Origin of the sequence: Mycobacterium adipatum (assembly GCF_001644575.1) — a bacterium.
Lineage (GTDB): Bacteria > Actinomycetota > Actinomycetes > Mycobacteriales > Mycobacteriaceae > Mycobacterium > Mycobacterium adipatum.
The window spans coordinates 989806-1008025 of sequence record NZ_CP015596.1 but is presented as its reverse complement, the minus strand read 5'-3'; the positions used below and the strand labels follow the sequence as shown (position 1 = coordinate 1008025).

Annotated in this window: 24 protein-coding genes; 14 read left to right on the top strand and 10 right to left on the bottom strand. The window is 68.6% G+C overall.

All coding sequences use genetic code 11. The features are described 5' to 3' along the window. Positions 1-44 precede the first annotated feature (44 nt). Positions 45-275, top strand: coding sequence for a hypothetical protein (locus tag A7U43_RS29070; protein ID WP_082902018.1), 231 nt, complete (start codon positions 45-47; stop codon positions 273-275). Here the strand turns inward: A7U43_RS29070 and A7U43_RS04690 are convergent. Both A7U43_RS04690 and pheA read right to left on the bottom strand, forming a co-directional pair. Next, positions 221-898: a histidine phosphatase family protein gene (locus A7U43_RS04690; protein ID WP_067991709.1), complete on the bottom strand. Its 678-nt coding sequence runs from the start codon at positions 896-898 to the stop codon at positions 221-223. The two genes, A7U43_RS29070 and A7U43_RS04690, sit on opposite strands and share 55 nt — an antisense overlap. Continuing rightward, on the bottom strand, positions 895-1824 hold the full coding sequence (pheA, locus tag A7U43_RS04685) for a prephenate dehydratase (protein ID WP_067991706.1): 930 nt from the start codon (positions 1822-1824) through the stop codon (positions 895-897). The genes A7U43_RS04690 and pheA overlap by 4 nt, the downstream gene beginning before the upstream one ends. A 117-nt stretch (positions 1825-1941) precedes the next feature. Here pheA and A7U43_RS04680 point away from each other — a divergent pair, with 117 nt between their 5' ends. Together A7U43_RS04680 and A7U43_RS04675 are read left to right on the top strand one after the other, a co-directional pair. Beyond that, positions 1942-2733, top strand: a complete 792-nt coding sequence (locus A7U43_RS04680) for a DUF2470 domain-containing protein (RefSeq protein WP_067991703.1) — start codon at positions 1942-1944, stop codon at positions 2731-2733. 22 nt (positions 2734-2755) lie between these two features. Next, complete coding sequence (locus A7U43_RS04675) at positions 2756-3517, top strand: CPBP family intramembrane glutamic endopeptidase (protein ID WP_067991700.1); 762 nt, start codon at positions 2756-2758, stop codon at positions 3515-3517. Here A7U43_RS04675 and A7U43_RS04670 read toward each other — a convergent pair. Continuing rightward, positions 3478-3783, bottom strand: coding sequence for a hypothetical protein (locus tag A7U43_RS04670; protein ID WP_067991698.1), 306 nt, complete (start codon positions 3781-3783; stop codon positions 3478-3480). The two genes, A7U43_RS04675 and A7U43_RS04670, sit on opposite strands and share 40 nt — an antisense overlap. Before the next feature lie 38 nt (positions 3784-3821). Between A7U43_RS04670 and A7U43_RS04665 the strand changes: the two genes are divergently transcribed. After that, complete coding sequence (locus tag A7U43_RS04665; protein WP_231963530.1) at positions 3822-4760, top strand: LCP family protein; 939 nt, start codon at positions 3822-3824, stop codon at positions 4758-4760. A gap of 134 nt (positions 4761-4894) precedes the next feature. After that, complete coding sequence (locus A7U43_RS04660; RefSeq protein ID WP_068001897.1) at positions 4895-5440, top strand: ferritin; 546 nt, start codon at positions 4895-4897, stop codon at positions 5438-5440. Positions 5441-5450: 10 nt separating this feature from the next. On the opposite strand, the gene A7U43_RS04655 is transcribed toward A7U43_RS04660, so the two are convergent. Genes A7U43_RS04655 through A7U43_RS04645 form a run of 3 tightly spaced genes read right to left on the bottom strand, consistent with a single transcriptional unit; the run spans position 5451 to position 7691 of the window. Then, on the bottom strand, positions 5451-6290 hold the full coding sequence (locus A7U43_RS04655; RefSeq protein WP_067991695.1) for a glycerophosphodiester phosphodiesterase: 840 nt from the start codon (positions 6288-6290) through the stop codon (positions 5451-5453). A gap of 4 nt (positions 6291-6294) precedes the next feature. After that, positions 6295-7329, bottom strand: coding sequence for a DUF4328 domain-containing protein (locus A7U43_RS04650; protein WP_067991691.1), 1035 nt, complete (start codon positions 7327-7329; stop codon positions 6295-6297). A 20-nt stretch (positions 7330-7349) separates the two neighbouring features. Continuing rightward, positions 7350-7691, bottom strand: coding sequence for a rhodanese-like domain-containing protein (locus tag A7U43_RS04645; protein WP_067991688.1), 342 nt, complete (start codon positions 7689-7691; stop codon positions 7350-7352). A 424-nt stretch (positions 7692-8115) separates the two neighbouring features. On the opposite strand from A7U43_RS04645, the gene A7U43_RS30020 reads away from it, so the two are divergent. The 4 genes from A7U43_RS30020 to A7U43_RS04630 all read left to right on the top strand — a co-directional run bounded on the left by A7U43_RS30020 (position 8116) and on the right by A7U43_RS04630 (position 10658). Further along, positions 8116-8268, top strand: coding sequence for a hypothetical protein (locus A7U43_RS30020; RefSeq protein ID WP_197499963.1), 153 nt, complete (start codon positions 8116-8118; stop codon positions 8266-8268). A gap of 144 nt (positions 8269-8412) precedes the next feature. Continuing rightward, entirely contained in the window at positions 8413-9036 is a 624-nt protein-coding gene (locus A7U43_RS04640; protein WP_067991687.1) for a superoxide dismutase, read from the top strand. A gap of 185 nt (positions 9037-9221) precedes the next feature. After that, positions 9222-9755, top strand: coding sequence for a peptidase (locus A7U43_RS04635; RefSeq protein ID WP_067991685.1), 534 nt, complete (start codon positions 9222-9224; stop codon positions 9753-9755). Between the two features lie 504 nt (positions 9756-10259). Beyond that, positions 10260-10658: a helix-turn-helix transcriptional regulator gene (locus A7U43_RS04630; RefSeq protein WP_067991682.1), complete on the top strand. Its 399-nt coding sequence runs from the start codon at positions 10260-10262 to the stop codon at positions 10656-10658. 79 nt (positions 10659-10737) lie between these two features. On the opposite strand, the gene A7U43_RS04625 is transcribed toward A7U43_RS04630, so the two are convergent. The 3 genes from A7U43_RS04625 to A7U43_RS04615 all read right to left on the bottom strand — a co-directional run bounded on the left by A7U43_RS04625 (position 10738) and on the right by A7U43_RS04615 (position 13383). Continuing rightward, positions 10738-11898, bottom strand: a complete 1161-nt coding sequence (locus A7U43_RS04625) for a hypothetical protein (RefSeq protein WP_067991679.1) — start codon at positions 11896-11898, stop codon at positions 10738-10740. Then, positions 11895-12386, bottom strand: coding sequence for an ImmA/IrrE family metallo-endopeptidase (locus tag A7U43_RS04620; protein ID WP_067991675.1), 492 nt, complete (start codon positions 12384-12386; stop codon positions 11895-11897). The genes A7U43_RS04625 and A7U43_RS04620 overlap by 4 nt, the downstream gene beginning before the upstream one ends. A gap of 61 nt (positions 12387-12447) precedes the next feature. Then, positions 12448-13383, bottom strand: a complete 936-nt coding sequence (locus tag A7U43_RS04615; protein WP_156525841.1) for a hypothetical protein — start codon at positions 13381-13383, stop codon at positions 12448-12450. A gap of 220 nt (positions 13384-13603) precedes the next feature. On the opposite strand from A7U43_RS04615, the gene A7U43_RS04610 reads away from it, so the two are divergent. The 5 genes from A7U43_RS04610 (at position 13604) to rraA (ending at position 16704) form a co-directional block, all read left to right on the top strand. After that, positions 13604-14272, top strand: a complete 669-nt coding sequence (locus A7U43_RS04610; RefSeq protein ID WP_068001895.1) for a DUF6474 family protein — start codon at positions 13604-13606, stop codon at positions 14270-14272. A gap of 29 nt (positions 14273-14301) precedes the next feature. Continuing rightward, positions 14302-14802, top strand: coding sequence for a copper resistance CopC family protein (locus A7U43_RS04605; RefSeq protein ID WP_231963529.1), 501 nt, complete (start codon positions 14302-14304; stop codon positions 14800-14802). 133 nt (positions 14803-14935) lie between these two features. Further along, positions 14936-15415, top strand: a complete 480-nt coding sequence (locus tag A7U43_RS04600; RefSeq protein ID WP_067991668.1) for a hypothetical protein — start codon at positions 14936-14938, stop codon at positions 15413-15415. Positions 15416-15472: 57 nt separating this feature from the next. Then, positions 15473-16228, top strand: a complete 756-nt coding sequence (locus tag A7U43_RS04595) for a MerR family transcriptional regulator (protein WP_067991664.1) — start codon at positions 15473-15475, stop codon at positions 16226-16228. Beyond that, complete coding sequence (gene rraA, locus A7U43_RS04590) at positions 16225-16704, top strand: ribonuclease E activity regulator RraA (RefSeq protein WP_067991661.1); 480 nt, start codon at positions 16225-16227, stop codon at positions 16702-16704. Before A7U43_RS04595 ends, rraA begins: the two co-directional genes overlap by 4 nt. A 29-nt stretch (positions 16705-16733) precedes the next feature. Here the strand turns inward: rraA and A7U43_RS04585 are convergent, their stop codons facing one another. Next, positions 16734-18203, bottom strand: a complete 1470-nt coding sequence (locus A7U43_RS04585; protein WP_067991658.1) for a flavin-containing monooxygenase — start codon at positions 18201-18203, stop codon at positions 16734-16736. Between the last annotated feature and the right edge of the window lie 17 nt (positions 18204-18220).

Below are 18220 nucleotides of genomic sequence, written 5' to 3'. Positions count from 1 at the left end.
GTGGGAACCCAGCGGTGTCGGTGGGTGGTGCCACAATGGCAGCCATGAGCGCGACATGTCGGGAGTGCGGGGCCGATGTCGAGCACGACCACTGCCACGGCACGGTCATCGTGCACATCGGACAGCGCCCAGAATGCACCGAGCCCGATTGCAGCACACCGGAGGCCGTGCACCGCTACACCATCGACTGCTACGCGGTGGGGTGTGGCTGCGCGCTGGATCAGCCCATCGGCCCGGCGGTGTCCGCGGCGTCCCGCTCGGCGGCGTCGGGATAGAACGGCGGGGTCAGCGGGCCCCAGCGCACGCAACTCCACCGCCCGTCGGTGATCGGGCTGAGGATCACCGATTCGGTGTTGTTGAGATGGTGGTCCAGCGCGAACGCACCGTCGACGCCGGCGAGCACGGACGCCACCAACCGGATCGCCGCGCCGTGGCTGACCACGACGATATCCCCGGGCCAGCGGTGGTCATCGAGGTGACGCAGCCGTAGCTCCGTCAGTACCGGCACCACCCGGTCGAGCACCTGTTGTCCGGTCTCGCCGCCGGGCACCGGTACGTCCAGGTCGCCCTGGTGCCAGCTGCGGTAGACCGCCTCGAAGGCCTCGATCGCCTCGTCGTCGTTGCGGTTCTCCAGCTCGCCGACCTGGACCTCGTGGATGCCCTCGAACTCATGGGTCGCCAGGTCGTGGTGTCCGGCGATACCGGCGGCCGTCTCGCGGGCCCGGATCGCCACCGAGTGCGCCACCATGGCGATCGGGGTCGTCCAGCCACGGGCGAAGGTGCGTGCCTGGTGATGGCCCAGGTCGGTCAGGGCGGCGCCCGGCGGCCGGGTGTCCAGTCGGCGCTCGACGTTGCCGTAAGACTGTCCGTGCCGCACCAGCACCAGCCGCCCCGTCATGCCGATCCTCCTGTCCGTGTCGCCTGCAACCAGCGTGCCGCCTCGTCAACCGGCGGCGGTAGCGCCCCGATCGCCGCGCCGGTCGGCCACGAACCCAGGTAGCGCACATCGGCGCAGCGCCGGTGCAGCGCCTTGAGCGCCTCGCCCACGGCTTCGTCGTCGATGTGACCGGCCCAGTCGAGGAAGAACTTGTAGGTGCCCAATTCCGTTCGGGTGGGCCGTGATTCGATGCGGGTCAGATCGATACCGCGGATGGACAGTTCGGTCATCGCCGACACCAGCGCCCCGGGCACATTGTCCAGGCGCAACACGACCGAGGTGCGGTCGGCACCGGTACGGGCCGGCGGGGTACCCGGCGCGCCGACCAGGACGAAGCGGGTGCGCGCGCTGGCCTCGTCGACGATATCGGCGGCCAGCACGGTCAGTCCGTAGCGCTGCGCGGCCAGCGCCGTGCTCACCCCGGCGTCGGCGCCACCGCCGGCGACATCCTGGGCCGCGGCGGCATTGGAGTAGGCCGGCACGATGCGGGCCTGCGGCAGTTCGGCGGCCAGCCACTTGCGGACCTGCGCGGCCGCGACGGGGAAGGCGGCGACGGTGTCGATATCGGCCGCGGCCAGCCCGGCCCGGGTGACGATGGTGAACGCGACATCCAGGGTGTGCTCGGCATAGATCTGCAGCGCGGAACCGTCGGCCAGGCCGTCGAGAGTGGGGATCACCGAGCCGTCGATCGAATTCTCGATCGGTACGCACGCGTAGTCGGTGTCACCGGTGCGGATCGCCTCCAGCGCGCCGCCGGCACTGTCGTAGGGCAGCGGGACGACCTCGCCGGCCGCACCGCCGGGCGGCACCATGTCACCGGCCACCATCTGCAGCAGCGCCGCCTCGGTGAAGGTCCCCTCCGGCCCGAGGTAGGCGATACGCGGCACGCCCTCAACCCTAGTGGCTCGGCGCCTGCCCACCCGTGCACCGACGGAGGAAACCTTGCACATCCCACCCCGGATGTAGTTAAGTAAGGCTTACCTCACTAACCGGAAGGTGGTCAGATGTCTGTGACGGCACCGACGACAGCCGAGCGGATCCGCAGCGCGTGCGCCCGCGCCGGCGGCGCGATGCTGGCCGTGGAGGGCCTCGAACCCGCCACCACGCCGGTCCACCATCTGCTCGACGACGGCTCTTTCGCCATCACCATCCCCGCCGACGGTCTGCTGGCCGCCATGGTGGTCTCGGCCGGCTCCGCGGGTGCGCAGGCCGTGTTGGAGATGACCGATTACGCGCCGCTGCCGTTACGCGAGCCGGTGCGCTCGCTGGTCTGGATCCAGGGCCGGATGTTCCTGGTGCCGGACGGCGAGATCGCCGGGATGCTCGACATGGTGGCCGCCGATAACCCGAATCCTGCTCTGCTACAGGTGAATACCGGTAGCGCCGACGCCTCCCGCGGGGACACCCGGTACGCGCTGGCGCGGCTGGAGATCGAATCGGTGGTGGTCGCCGATTCCACCGGCGCGGAGTCCGTGGGCGTGGGCGCACTGCTGGCGGCGCGGCCCGATCCCTTCTGCGGGCTGGAGTCGTGCTGGCTGCGGCACCTGGAATCCGCGCACCGCGACGTCGTGGACCGACTGGCCACCCGGCTGCCCCAGACCCTGCGCAGCGGCCGGGTCCGACCGCTCGGCCTGGACCGCTACGGCGTACAGCTGCGGGTCGAGGACGAGTCCGGCGATCACGATGTGCGGCTGCCCTTCGCCAAGCCCGTCGACGATGTCACCGGTCTCAGCCAGGCCATCCGCTTGCTGATGGGTTGCCCGTTCCTCAACGGGCTGCGCGCGCGGCGTATCTGATCCGCCTATTAGCCTGGCGGCGGTGACCGCTTCCCCGGGGCCGCTGCCGTCGGCTCGCACGCTGCGGATCGAGATCGCCGTCGTGCTGGCGGTCACGTTCGGCCTGAGCGCCTACGTGGCGCTGTTGCGCCTCATCGAGGCGGTACTGCTGGGGCTGGGCGGCCAGACCGTGGCACTCAACGAGCGCCGCTCCCCGTTCGACCTGATCGACCTCGGCCTCAACGTCGCCTCGGTCATCCAACTGCTGGCCTGGGGCGCGCTCGGTCTCTACCTGTTGTCGCGCACCGGTACCGGACCCGCCCAGATCGGCCTCGGCCGGTTCAGGCTGCACCCCGACCTGACCGGCGGACTCGGACTGGCCGCACTGATCGGTGTGCCCGGCCTAGCCCTGTATGTGGCCGCACGCCTGCTGGGGCTCAGTGCCGCGGTGGAACCCGCCGAACTCAACGACACCTGGTGGCGGATCCCGCTGCTGCTGCTGCTCGCGTTCGCCAACGGCTGGGCCGAGGAGATCATCGTCGTCGCATTTCTCATCACCAGGTTGCGTCAGCTGCAGGTCGGCGCGGGTGTCGCGGTGCTGATGTCGGCATTGCTGCGCGGCGGCTACCACCTCTACCAGGGCTACAGCGCCGGGCTGGGCAACATCGTGATGGGCCTGGTGTTCGGCTACGTGTGGATGCGCACCGGCAGACTCTGGCCGTTGATCGTGGCGCACGGCCTGATCGACGCGGTGGCCTTCGTCGGCTATTCGCTGGCGGCCGGCGAGCTGGACTGGTTGAGCTGAGAACCCGCCGCCAAGCAGTACATTCGCAGGTGTGACCGAGAACCCGCCGCATGGTCGGGGGACACCCCGGCGGGAACCGGCACCGCAGATCCGCCGCGACCCCCGCCACCGCCCGCCACCGGTGTGGCCACCCAATCCGCCGACACCGCCCACCGCTGCGCCGCGCCGGCCCCCCGTCCAGCGTCGGCCCGTACCGCCTCCACCGCCACCTCCACCACCACGACGACCGGTCGCGCCCACTCCGGCGCCGCCACCGCCCAGGCCATCGGCCAAACGACCGCGCCGGCTGCGCCGGTTCCTGTCGATGGTGCTGGCCGCCGGGCTGCTGTTGCTCAGTGCCGGCGTGGCCGGCGCGTGGTGGCTCGACTCGACCCTGCAGCGCGCCGCCGTGCTCGGCAACTACCCGGACCGGCCACCGGCGGGCAGCGGCACCACCTGGTTGCTGGTCGGATCCGACAGCCGAGCGGGACTGTCCGACGCCGAACAGGGCGAGCTGGCCACCGGCGGCGACACCGGCAACGGCCGCACCGACACCGTGATGTTGCTGCACATCGGCGGGTTGTTCGCCGGGACCCGACCCACACTGGTGTCGCTGCCCCGCGACTCGTACGTGCCGATCCCCGGCTACGGCGAGGACAAGATCAACGCGGCGTACGCCTTCGGGGGCGCGGCGCTGTTGGTCCAAACCGTCGAGCAGGCGACCGGGATCCGGCTCGACCACTACGCCGAGATCGGCTTCGGCGGTTTCGCCGAGCTCGTCGACGCCGTCGGCGGGGTGACGATGTGCCCGCAGGAGCCGATCGACGATCCGCTTGCCGGCATCGCCCTGCCGGCGGGCTGCCAGGAACTCGACGGCCGCAATGCCCTCGGCTTCGTCCGCTCGCGCGCCACCGCCCGCGCCGATCTGGACCGCATGACACATCAACGGGCCTTCATGTCCGCCCTGCTCAAACGGGCGACCAGCCCGTCCGTACTGCTCAATCCGCTGCGCTGGTACCCGATGGCGGCCGCCGCCACCGGTGCGGTCACCCTCGATCAGGGCGGTCACATCTGGGACCTGGCCCGGCTGGCCTGGGCGCTGCAAGACGATCCGACCGCGACGACCGTCCCGATCGCGGAGTACACCACCAGCGACGTCGGATCGGTTGTGGTGTGGGACAGCGAAGCCGCCGGGAGACTGTTCGGCGCATTGGCCCGCGACGAACCGGTGCCGGCCGACGTGCTCGATACCGACCAGCCCTGAACCGCACCGGAACCCGCACACACAGCAAACTATTCGGCGACGCCGTAACGACCGTCACAACGGTTAGGGGTGGCTACCCTGATTAAGGGTCACCTTGTATGACACGCCGCCTGACCTGGCCTATTGTGGTCGGCATGAGCGATGTCAACACACCGGACACCAAATTCAACGCACTGCTCCGCGAGCAAATCCGCAGTGAGTTCAGTGCGTCGCAGCAGTATGTCGCCATCGCTGTCTACTTCGACGGTGCGGACCTGCCGCAGCTGGCCGCGCACTTCTACGCCCAGGCCGTCGAGGAACGCAATCACGCCATGATGCTCGTGCAGTACCTGCTCGACCGCGATATCGACGTCGAGATCCCCGGCATCGATTCCGTGCAGAACCAGTTCGACACCCCCGCGCAGGCCCTGCGGCTGTCCCTCGACCAGGAGCGCACCGTTACCGAGCAGGTGACCCGGCTGGCCAGTGTGGCCCGCGAAGAGGGCGACTACCTGGGCGAGCAGTTCATGCAGTGGTTCCTCAAGGAACAGATCGAAGAGGTCGCGACCATCACGACGCTGGTGCGCATCTCCGAGCGGGCCGGGGCGAACCTGTTCCATCTGGAGGACTTCGTCGCCCGCGAGCTCGCCGCGGCAGGCGCCGACCCGACGGCCCCGAAGGCCGCCGGCGGCAATCTCTGACTCGCTTCGGTCAGTCCCGCCCGGCCCCGGTGAGGCCGTTCTCCAACCAGTCCTTGGTACGGCCGGGATGATTGGTGGCCACCCACGCCACCCCGACATCCCGGCAGTACCGGACATCCTCGTAGTGGTCGACGGTCCAGCAGTACAGCGCACGCCCCTGGGCGGCCGCCTTGTCCACCAGTTCGGGGTGTTCGCGCAGGGTCGCAATGGAGGGGCCCACCGCCGTCGCCCCGACCGTGGTGGCGGCGCCACCGCCCAGAAAGCGCGACGTCTCGCCCAGTAGGACGGTCGGCAGCATGGGCGCCGCCCGCCGGATCCGCCACACCGCGGCGGCCGAGAACGACATGACCACCGCCCTGGCCAGGTCCGCGGACGCCGGCGCGGCGATGCCGTAGCGGTGCAGCAGAGCCAGCACCTTGCTCTCCACCAATGCGCCGTAGCGCACCGGGTGTTTGGTCTCGATGAAGATCTTCACCGGCCGCTTCGTGTCCAGCACCAGCCCCACCAGGGTGTCCAGTGTCAGCAACCCGGTATCACCGCCGGCTCCGCCGTCCCGCCAGCCGGAGTGCCACGAGCCGTAATCCAATTCGCGCAGCTGTGCGAGCGTCATCTCCGAGACCAGCCCGGACCCGTTCGAGGTCCGGTCGACGCGGCGATCGTGCACGCAGACGAGGTGGCCGTCGCGGGTCAGCCGGACGTCGCACTCGACGGCGTCCGCGCCCTCCTGAAGGGCGAGTTCGTAGGCCGCGACGGTGTGCTCGGGCCGGTCGGCGGAGGCCCCGCGGTGCGCCACGACGAACGGGTGGCCCGTCGTGGCCGGTCCGGCAGTCTCAGCGTCCCCGGCGGTCATATGGCTATGCTGCCGGGTTCCGGTCCTCGGCCTCAACCGGAACGCCGGATTCGCCGCCGGTGTCCGGTCGCTCGGCACCGGCCGCCCCGACCGCGACCATCACCCAGCGCCGCGACGGCCGGTCCACCGGCTGCCGCTCGAAACCCTCGTACACCTGCAGCATCAGCAGCAGCGCGGCCATCGCGACCAGATAGGCGACGGTGGTGATGACGGTGTTGTCGGCGATGCGCTGGGCACCGTCGTAGAAGATCGTGAGCACCGTGGTCACGATGGACGCCACCGACAGCACATAGCTGAAGAACCAAGTGATCCACCAGCTGACGATGCGCAGGCCGGTGCGCCGCTCGGTCCGGGCCAGTTCGATCACGAACACCGGGGCCAGCACCAGGTTCACGAACGGGATCAGACAGCCGGCCCACAGTTCGCGCGCCGACCGGGGATCGGGGCTGCCCACGTGCGCGTACGCCGCCGCTCGGCGGGCGATCAGCCAGTTGGTCAGGACCAGTGCGGTGGCCACCACGGCGAAGAACGCCGCCGCGCTGGCCGCCACCGGCAGCCAGGTTCCCAGCGCCGCGACGATCGGATCGAGCAGCACGCTGCGGTTGATCAACAGCAGTCCATACCGGAGCACGTGCAGCACCGCGGCCGCACCCAGCAGCACCAAGGTCACGACGATCATGCGGCGCACCGCGGCCGGCGCCGGGGCGCTGCGTTCGGCGATGACCTGGCCGGCCGTGTCGCCGTCGTCGAAGCGGTCGTAGAGGCCCCAGCGCGGAATGTAGGCGTAGCGCGGGGTCGGGCCCAGGGGGGCGCGTTTACGCCGGGGAGCCGGCGGTGCACCGGGGCGCACCGCGATCCAGCGGTAGCCGGCGGGGGCGCTGCCCGGCCGGCCGGCGGCAGGCCTGCCGGGGCTCGGCGGCGCCCCGGGGGCTCCCGTGGCCCCGGGGGCGAGCAACGTGCCGCGGCACCGTGGGCACCAGACCCGTTGGCGGTCGCGCACATTCCATCGCGTCCCGCATTGGGCACAGACCTGGATCACCGGACCAGCCTACGACGCGCTCAGACCGTGCCGGTGTTGCCGTCGTCGGTACACACCGGTCGCCCGGCCTGCACCCAGGACAGCATTCCGCCGGTCACATTGGTCGGTTCGAATCCGTTGCGGACCAGATACTGCGCGACGCGCTGGGAGCGCCCACCGGCGTGGCAGATGACATACAGCGTGGCGTCCCGGTCGATCTCGTCAATCCGGGCAGGGACGTCACCCAGCGGAATGTGCTGGGCTCCGGCCACATGCCCGCGCTGCCATTCGTCGGGCTCCCGCACGTCGAGCAGCACCACCGAGTCGTCGAATGTCACCGGCAGCGCGCTGACCTCGATCTGTGGGATATCGCCGTCAGCCATGGTCGTTCCATCCGGTCATGCCGTCCATGCTGGCATGCACCGGATGCGGACGCACCGGATCCCTGCCGTGTGGCGGTGTCCGCGAGGCGGCAGCAATTTCTAGGCTATCCACAGTTTCCACAGGTTCATCCACAGGCCCGGCACCCCCGCGGCGGTCCCTTTGCCTGGACTTCTGTCCAGTTCCTGTGGATAACCAAGCCTCACCAAACGCGACGATCAACAGCTGCGCGAACCCCCCGGAGCAAAACAGCTGCGGCCACGCGCGGCCGACAACCGCGACTTCGGTTCACCCGGATTGCATCGCCGCGGGCGGGGCGGACCCGATTTTTCTACCGGCGAACAAAGGTCTATGATCGGCGTCACAACAAACCGTGTGACAGATCTCACTGGGGGATGACTTGATCGTGCAGGTCAGGAGCTTGTGATGGGAGCACACCCGCTTGGTCCGGGTTCGGGGGCGTCGTCTGATTGGCAGCCCTCACCCCAGTACACCAATAACCAGGTCGTTGCCCTCATCCGCGCCGGCGCCATCGCGCTCGTGCTGCTGGGAGTCCTGGCTGCCATCGTGTTGTTCTGACCGTCTTGCAGGTTTCGGCGGGTGCCCGCCGGGAATCCGGGTCCTTGCGGTGCACGCGGGTATGGACCAAGGTTGAGCTCGAGCTTGTTGTCGATACACGCGACGCCGAACTCCCTCGCGATCCATAATTTAGGAAGGAACCCAGTGGCTGAATACTCACTGCCAGAACTCGATTACGACTATGGCGCGCTGGAGCCCCACATTTCCGGGCAGATCAACGAGATCCACCACAGCAAGCACCACGCCGCCTACGTCAAGGGCCTCAACGACGCCCTGGCCAAACTCGAAGAAGCCCGCGCCGGTGACGACCAGTCCGCGATCTTCCTCAACGAGAAGAACCTCGCCTTCCACCTCGGCGGACACGTCAACCACAGCATCTGGTGGAAGAACCTGTCCCCCAACGGCGGCGACAAGCCCGAAGGCGAACTGGCCGCCGCCATCGACGACCAATTCGGATCGTTCGACAAGTTCCGCGCCCAGTTCACCGCCGCGGCCAACGGACTGCAGGGCTCCGGCTGGGCCGTCCTGGGCTACGACAGCCTCGGCGACCGCCTGCTGACCTTCCAGCTCTACGACCAGCAGGCCAACGTCCCACTCGGCATCATCCCGCTGCTGCAGGTCGACATGTGGGAGCACGCCTTCTACCTGCAGTACAAGAACGTCAAGGCCGACTACGTCAAGGCCTTCTGGAACGTCGTCAACTGGGCCGACGTCTCCGACCGCTACGCCAAGGCCACCGCCAAGACCAGCGGACTGATCTTCGGCTGAGTCCTCGCTACCCGAGTCAAGGGCCCCGCGTTGCTTCGGCAGGCGGGGCCCTTCACTTTTCCGTCACCCGCCGTTTCTGGCACTCGGTTCCTCTTGCGTGCTAGCACCGACCTACCGCATCCTGTGCACAACGACCCACAGCAGTGTCGAAGGTAGTGATCGCACAAGCACTGTCGGGAGGCCAGATGGACAGCGGAGCCGGTAGAGCGGTCGAGATCGCCCCCTTCCACTCCCGGGGCACCCTGAAGGGTTTCGTGGTGTCGGGCCGCTGGCCGGATTCGACCAAGGAATGGGCGCAGCTGCTGATCGTGGCGGTGCGGGTGGCATCGCTGCCCGGCCTGCTTTCCACCACAACCATTTTCGGCGTCCGCGAGGAACTCCCCGAGCAGCCCGAGCCCGGCACCGTGGGCCTGGTGCTGGCGGAGGGACCCGTGGTCGGTGAATCCGCGGTTCCGCCAGGGTTTTTCGCCGAGCACCAACCGGCGGCACTGCTGATGCTACACCCGCCGTCGGAGACCACGCCGTCCCTGCCCGAATGCGCCGGAGCGGCGTCCGGGTGCGTGTTGTTGCCGGGCATCCCGCACCTGGGCCTGGAACACCGTGCCGCCTGGGTGGAGGCCGAGGCCGACGGCACCATCACGTCGATGGTGAGCCGCGTCGGGGTGGACCCGATCAGCCATCCGGACACCGCCATCCTCGCCATGCTGCTGGCCGCGTAGCGACCGGACTCCGCGAGCACCCAGATTTTTCGGGTGGGTACTACCTGCCGCAATTCAGCAAAGCGCTTGGTAACGGTTCGGAAACGGTTCGGCCACAATGCCGCGTTTGGCATGTGCGGGACCCAGCAATTGTGCCGCCACCGCCGAACCCGCCGATGGCTACCCGTCCCGCACTTCGCCGGCACCGACAGCAAAGGTGAAGTGCGGATTTGCTGTGCGACAGCTGTCGGCTACTGGTTCGGGATGGGGTTACTGTGACAAAGAGTCAAGATCAACTGATCTGGGCAAAACAACGCCCCCGTTAAATTTCGGTTCGCCAGGTAACAACGTCGCAGCGTGCCGGCCGGGCTGCCGTGCTGCTACGGCACCCTGCAGCGACCTCCAGCCCAGGGTAGTGTTACTTTTCAGTGGTTTGCACTTGGTTGTTGCGGCAACACTCGCTACGATGATCAGCAAATACGAACCTATTGCAGACAGCATGTCAGCCATGTGGAGGAAAGTTAGATGAGCAAGACGTTCGCCGCCCGACTGAACCGCCTCTTCGACACGGTTTACCCTCCCGGGCGCGGGCCGCACACCTCGGCCGAGGTCATCGGCGCACTCAAGGCCGAGGGTGTGACGATGTCCGCTCCATATCTGTCGCAACTGCGTTCCGGTAACCGCACCAACCCGTCCGCGACCACCATGACGGCCCTGGCCAACTTCTTCCGCATCAAGCCGGCGTACTTCACCGACGATGAGTATTACGAGAAGCTGGACAAGGAGCTGACCTGGCTGGCGAGCATGCGCGATGAGGGCGTTCGCCGCATCGCCGCCAGGACCGTGGGCCTGTCCGCGGAGTCCCAGCAGGATCTGGCCCTCAAGGTCGACGAGCTTCGTCGCCGGGAGAACCTCGACGGCTGATCCACTCCGGATCACCGCCACCCAACGGTGTCGTCGCGCGCTAGCGTGACGGCACCGTTCGTGTTTCCGGTGGTGGTCGTCAGGTCCTCGCGCCGGACTCCAACTGCCGGAACTGTTCGGCGATCGCGAGAATCCACTCCCGGTCCGAGAACGTCGTCGGCTGACGCAGCCAGTTCAGGCCAGGGAACGCGGCATGTGCCGTGCTGTGGTCCGCCGCGGTGTCTCGGCCGGCGAAGATCCATTGGGCTATCCCCTTGGCCTGCACGTCCGCCGGCACCGGGGGCGAGTCGAGGTCCGCGATATCGGCGATGTTCAACGACTGCTCGCTGTCGCGTGTGCCGGCGGTCGCGTCGACCGTGCGGCGGCGCGCCCCCTCGGCGGCGATGGCCTCCAGGTACAGCGAGTCCGAGATCAGTGACATCTGCTCGGCAACCCGGAACAGCAACGGCCCACGGGGACGCACGCCGATGCCGACGTCCGGGTGCCGGGTGTGCAGCTCGGCCAGCAGCGGCGCGATGGTCCGCAGCTCGCGGCGCGCACCGAACCAGTCCTCCACGCTGGGCAGCAGCGCGCCGCCGGCCACCACCAGCATCGCGCAACCCAACAGTGTCGCCGCCGCACCGACGCCGAGGACATCGGTGTTACCCACCGCCCGAAGCAGGAAGAACGCGCTGGCCAACACCATCAGCACCATCCCGATGCTGAAGACGAAAAGCGCACGGCCCCGGCGGGTTCGGTTGGAGTGGCGCATCCCCGCCCACGCGACGAGGGTCAGCGCGAGCAGCACGTAGAGCATCGGCAGCAGCCACGACGAGGAGCCGCCCGGCGCCAAGGTGCGCCGTAGGTACTCCTGCGGTGCAACCTCCGGCATCTGCTCGGCCCGGAAAAACGCCACCAGCGTCACGACCGCGATGGCGGCGGCAACGACGTACTGCGCAATGGCGATGCGGCGGATGGTCGCCGGCTTACGGTTCGAGGCCACCGTCGTGATCATCACGCAGCTGCCCGCCGCGCACCCGATCAATGCGACCTGGCTGAGCGCGACCGCGATGTTCGGCCACCGCAGGGCGGTGTCGATCAGCAGCGTCAGCGGCTGCCAGTTGAGCGCGGCGACGATACCGAGACTGCCCAGGGCGAGGATCATCGCGGTGCTCACCAGGGATTGCTTGTTGACCAGCGCCCACCCGATACGCAAGCCGGTCGCCAATCCGAGGAGACCGGCAATCACCCAGACGATCAACCAAACGCCTCACCGAGCCGCACCTGCACGATCGACGAGCGATCCGACGGCAGCCGACCCAGACGGTAGATGAGCAGCGCGGCGAAGTCCTCGGCCTCCTGCTCGGCCTCCTCACCCGCAGGACCCATGCACCCGGTCCGCTGGTTGAGCATGTATCCGATCAGATCCGACCCGGCCAACTCCATGGCCTCGCGGGCGGCCTCCACCACCGGGGTGCCCGCGTGGCCGAGCACCAGGTGACCGAGTTCGTGGGCCAGGGTGCGATCCCAGGCAGGCAGGCCCTTCTGAATCAGGAAGACGTCGTGGTCACCGTACTGCCGCCACTGCCCGCAGACACCGGACGGCAGATCAGCCATCTTGATCTGGATCGGACGGCCCTGGTCCTCGGCGACCGCGTCGACCAGACGCGGCAACGACACCTCACCCTGGCGCGGCGCAAGATCCAGCACGGAACTGACGGCGCGTGTCACGCGGCGACTTGCTGGCATTGCCCTCCCCTTTCCCTGAGTCCACTATGGCGCGCCGACGCGCGCAGGACGGTGATTCCGGTCAACTCGAGAACCTCGCCGCTCCACGTGACCGGATAACCAGGCCCGCCCGGGCCTGCCGGTAGCCGATGAACCCACCGGCGCCGGTGAGCAGCATGATGCCGGTGGCCCCGGGGACCGCGACGGCGGCGACCTCGTACATGCCGGCGGTCCGCAGGTACTCGCCGTAGCCGGCGCGGTAGGACGAGGCCACGACCTGGCCGTCACCGGTGCGCGGCGCGGCGGGACGCTCGGCGGGCGCGACCCGGGCCGGCGCGGGTGGCGGTGGGCTTTCCGGGGCCGGGGTGGTCAGCTCGGAATTGCCTACGCTGCCGGCGATCCCGGGCACCCCCGGAGGCACCACGATGGCGGGCAGCGGTCCCGCGAGGTCCGGGATCACCGGTAGCACCGGGGACTCCGGCAGCAGTTCACGCGGCGGGATGTTCGTCCCGGGCGGCACACCGGGACGGCCGGCCGGGGGCCGCGCCGCCGACGGTGCTCCCCCGCCGTACCCGTCTCCACCGTTCGGTGCCGACGACTGTGTATTCGGCGGCAGGGGCCACCAGCCCCAGCCACACTCGTCGTCATCGTCTGCGTCATCGTCGACACCGGACACTACCGGCTCGGGGTCGACGGGGAGTTTGCTGGCGTCGGTCGTGGCGGCGGCATCGGGGAGCGTTGCCGGATCCGCGGGCGCGGGTGCGAGGGGCAACCCGGTCGGCACTGGTGGGGACGCGGTCCGCTGTCCCGGCGAACCGGCTCCGGCCCGGGTCACGGTGGTGACGCCGCGGGGGCCCGTGCGACGCGGCTGGTCGGCGCGGTCCTGGGCCGTCCGACCTGGCGAGTCGGCAGTCGTCGAGGCGCCCTCACTGTCGGGCTCGGCTAACGCCACCGCGCCGCACGCACCGCCGACGAACAGCCCCGATGACACCAGGCAGGTAACCGCGGCGACTCGCATGCGCGAACCCACGTCGTCACCACCCCTCATGGCGTCTCACGGCGCACCGGCAATCGTTTCGGCAATTGTCGCATATACCCTTGGGCTTGTTTGCTGTCGTGAGCGATCCCGCCGGCGTCCGGGCGCCGGGGCGTGGCCGAACCGACAGAACGATAGTGTTGGCCTCATCGTGGCGCCGTGATGGTGGCGACTCGGAGGAGATGACCGGGAGGCAATGCCGATGGGCCTGTTCACGCAACGTAAGAGCCGTTCGGTCCGTCGTGCCGAGGCTCGGGCGATCAGGCGCGCGACCAAGACCAAGGCCAAGATGGAGGTCAAACTCGCGGCCCGTAACGAGGCGCGGCGCATGAAGGCCGACCGCAAGGCACAGGCGCAGGCGCTCAAGGCCCAGCTCAAGGCGCAGCGGGACAGCGACCGCGCGGCCCTGAAGGTTGCTGAGACCGAGCTCAAGGCGGTCCGCGAGGGCAAACTGCTCTCGCCGATGAAGATCCGCCGGACACTGACCGTGTCCCGGCTGCTGGCGCCGGTGCTGGTGCCGCTGGCTTACCGCGGCGCCATCGCCGTGCGCGGCATGCTCGACCAGCGCCGTGCCGACCAGCTCGGGGTGCCGCTGGCCCAGATCGGCCAGTTCTCCGGGCACGGGGCGGTGCTGTCGGCTCGCATCAACGGCGCCGAGCAGGCCACCCGCCGGGTCGCCGAGAAAAACCCCAAGGATGTCGAGACCAAGCAGTTCGTGGCCGCCATCAACGACCGGCTGAGCGATCTCGCCGCCGCCGTCACCGCCGCGGAGAACATGCCCGCCGCCCGGCGCAAGGCCGCCCACGCGGCCATCGGCGCTCAGCTCGACGGCATCGACGCCGACGTGATGGCCCGGCTCGGCCTGGTCTGATGACATTCCCGGCGCGCATTCTGGCGCCCATGCTGACCCTGGTCCTGGCGGTGCTGGCACTCGCCGGAGCCGGTGTCGCGGCCGCACATGCCACCCTAATCGCCTCGGATCCCGCTCCCGGAACCGCACTGACCGTGGCGCCGACGACGGTCAGTGCCACCTTCAGCGAAGAACTGCAGGCCGGATTCGCGGCGATGACGGTGGTCGGCCCCGACGGCAACCTGTGGTCCACCGGCGATGTCCGGGTCGACGGGGCCGTCGCCGAAGTCGACGTGCGCCCACTGGGACCGTCGGGCACCTATACCGCCAACTACCGCGTCACCTCCGCCGACGGCCATGTGATCACCGGCTCCTGGTCATTTGACCTGACCGTGTCGGCGACCGGGACGCCCGGCTCATCGGTAGCGCCGACGCCGGCACCCGCCGCGCCCGCCGCTGCGGCCGACGACGGCATGCCGGTGTGGCCGTTCGTGGTCGCGGCCGTGGTACTCGTCGGTGCGGGCGTGGGGTGGAGCCGACGCCGGACGTGACGCGTACCCGGCGGGGACGCCTGGGCGCACTCGTGCTTGCGGTGCCCGCCGCGCTGGCGGTCAGCGGCTGACGCCGCAGCCGGACTGGCATGATGGGTTTCACTGCTGGACGACACTGCAAAGGAGCAGCACCATGGCCGACGAGCAGGACCTTCCCGAACAGAAGGCCCCCGCTGAGCAGGTCCCGGCTGACCCACCTGCTGCGCCTCCCGCCGCCAAGGCTCCCGCGAAGAAGGCACCGGCCAAGAAGGCGCCGGTAAAGAAGGCCGCGCCGGTCAAGAAGGCTGTGCCCGCCAAGAAGGCGCCGGTAAAGAAGGCCGTACCGGCCAAGAAGGCCGCGCCGGCGAAGAAGGCACCTCCGGTCAAGGCCACACCGGTCGAGCCGGCGCCGGTCTCCGCACACCAGGCCGAGCCCACGGCGATCACCAAAGAGGCCGCCAAAGAGGTGGCTGCACAAGCGAAATCCGCGGTCGCATCTGCGGTGCCCCCGCCGTCTGCGGTGCCGGCGCTCGGTCCTGACCAGTCCCGGCTGCCGCTGGTGGCCGCCATCGCCGTCGGCCTGCTGGCGGTCGTGGTCGTGCTGCTGGCCCGCCGCGGTTCCGGCGAGGACTGACTTTTCGCACCGCTTGGGTCTTGACCCTGACGCGACGTCAGGGTCGATAGTGAAGCCATGGACGTGCGAACCGTCGGTAGCGTCGCCGCGTTGACCGGGCTGTCCGTGCGCACCCTGCATCACTATGACCACATCGGGCTGGTGGTGCCCAGTGTGCGGACCTCAGCGGGTTACCGAGGCTACACCGACGCCGATATCGAGCGCCTGCACCTGGTGCTGGCGTACCGCGCGGCGGGGCTCGGTTTGGACGAGATCGGCGTCCTGCTCGACGATCCAGAGGTCGACGAGCTGACCAGGCTGCAGCGCCAGCACGCCCTACTGCTTGAGCGGGCCGATGACCTGCAGCACACCATCGAGGCACTGGAGGCACTGATGGACGCACATCGCAGCGGTATTCAACTGACCGCGCAGGAACAGGTCGAGATCTTCGGCACCACCGCATTCGGCGAGGAGTACGCCGTCGAGGCCGAGCAACGCTGGGGCGACACCGATGCATGGAAGCAGTCCCAGCGACGGGCCGCGCAGCTGACCAAACAGGACTGGATCGACATCGCAGCCGAGGGCGACGCGCTGCTCCAGGATCTGGCCGCCGCCAAGCGTTCCGGCGTGCGCCCCGGGTCTGCCGAGGCCGCCGCGCTGGCCGCCCGCCACCGCGCGGCGATCGAGCGTTTCTACCCGTGCGGCGGCGAGATGCACCGCGGGCTGGTCGAGATGTACCTGGCCGACCCGCGGTTCACCGCCTACTACGACGACGTGGAACCCGGCCTGGCCCAGTTCGTGCACGATGTGGTGATCGCTAGCATCATGAGGTGAGCATCGAACCCCGCGCCACCGCTGACCTGGTCGACGAGATCTACCCCGAGGTGCGCAGTTGCGACCTGCAACTGCGTAATTACGGCGCCGTCCCGGCCTTCGCCGGGCGCATCACCACGGTGCGCTGCTTCCAGGACAACGCCCTGCTGAAGTCGATCCTGTCCACGCCGGGAGAAGGCGGGGTGCTGGTGGTCGACGGCGGCGGGTCGATGCACACCGCGTTGGTGGGTGACATCATCGCCGGACTGGCGGCCCAGAACGGCTGGGCGGGGATCATCGTGCACGGTGTGGTGCGCGATGCGGCGGCGCTGCGCACCATCGCGGTCGGCATCAAGGCGCTGGGCACCAACCCGCGCAAGGGCACCAAAACTGGTGCGGGAGAACGTGATATCGAGGTCAGCTTCGGCGGCGTCACGTTCGTGCCGGGAGACATCGCCTACAGCGACGAGGACGGGATCGTCGTCGTCTCGGGCTGACGACGCCTCCCGCCCCCGTCACTGGGGTATCAGGCGTTGACCGGGGCCCGGTGTTTGGTGAAGTGCAGTGACTCTTCGTCCACCTTGCCGTGCCGGATGAGCCGCAGATCGAAGAAGTAGTTCTGCTTGAGCTTCCAGGGCGCCTCGGACCCGGACTTGGGCAGCGTGTCCATGGCGCGGCGGAAGTAGCCCGGGGTGAAGTCCATGAAAGGCTGTTCGTCGATCGCGTCGCCCGGATGTTGCGGCTCGACACGATCGAAACCGTTGGCGTCCATGTAGTTCAGTACGCGGCAGATGAACTCGGAGACCAGGTCGGCCTTCAAGGTCCACGAGGCGTTGGTGTAGCCGAAGGTGATGGCCATGTTCGGGACACCGGACAGCATCAGGCCTTTGTAGGTCATCGACTTGGTGAGGTCGATCGGCTCACCGTTGCGGGTCGCGGTGGCCCCACCGAACAGCTGCATGTTCAAACCCGTTGCGGTGATGATGATATCGGCCTGTAACTCGGCGCCGGAGGTCAGCTTGATACCGGTTTCGGTGAATGTCTCGATGGTGTCGGTGACGACGTCGGCCTTGCCCGCCTTGATGGTCTTGAAGAAATCCCCGTTGGGGGCCAGGCAGACTCGCTCGTCCCAGGGGTTGTAGCGCGGGCTGAAGTGCTTGTCGTAGTCGAAGCCTTCCGGCAGCCGCCGGGTCGCCATGTCGCGCAACGCCTTCTTGAACACCTTCGGGAATCGGCGCGCCACCTGATACTGGCCGGTGGCCATCGCGATCGCCTTCCACCGGTTGACCATGTGGGCGACGTTCTTGGGCAGGTACTTGTTGGCCTGCGCGGCAATGGGATCGTCCAGCGGCAACGCTCCGATGTAGGTCGGCGAGCGCTGCAGCATGGTGACGTGACCCGCGCCCTCGTTCACCAGTGACGGGATGAGGGTGATCGCGGTGGCGCCCGAACCGATGACGACGATCTTCTTGCCGGCGTAGTCCAGCCCCTCGGGCCAGTGCTGCGGATGGATGATCTGACCCTTGAAGTCCGCGGCACCCGGGAACTCCGGCGAGTAGCCCTCGTCGTAGTTGTAGTAGCCGCTGCACACCGAGAGGAAGGACGCGGTGAGCTGCTGCTGCTCACCGGCGGTTTCGATGTTGATGGTCCAGCGATTGTCGGCGTCGGACCAGTCCACCGAGGTGACGCGGTGTCCGGTGCGGATGTGCTTGTCGATGCCGTTCTCGACGGCGGCCTCGTTGATGTAGTTCCAGATCGACTGTCCGTCGGCGATCGCCCGCGACGAGGTCCATGGCTTGAAGCGGAACCCGAGGGTGAACATATCGGAGTCCGAGCGGATGCCCGGGTACTTGAACAGGTCCCAGGTACCGCCGATGTTCTCGCGGCGTTCCAGGATGGCGTAGCTCTTGGTCGGGCAACGGTCCTGCAGATGCCAGGCGGTGCTGATGCCGGAGATGCCGGCGCCGACGATCACAACGTCGAGGTGTTCGGTCATGGTACCGACGGTATCAA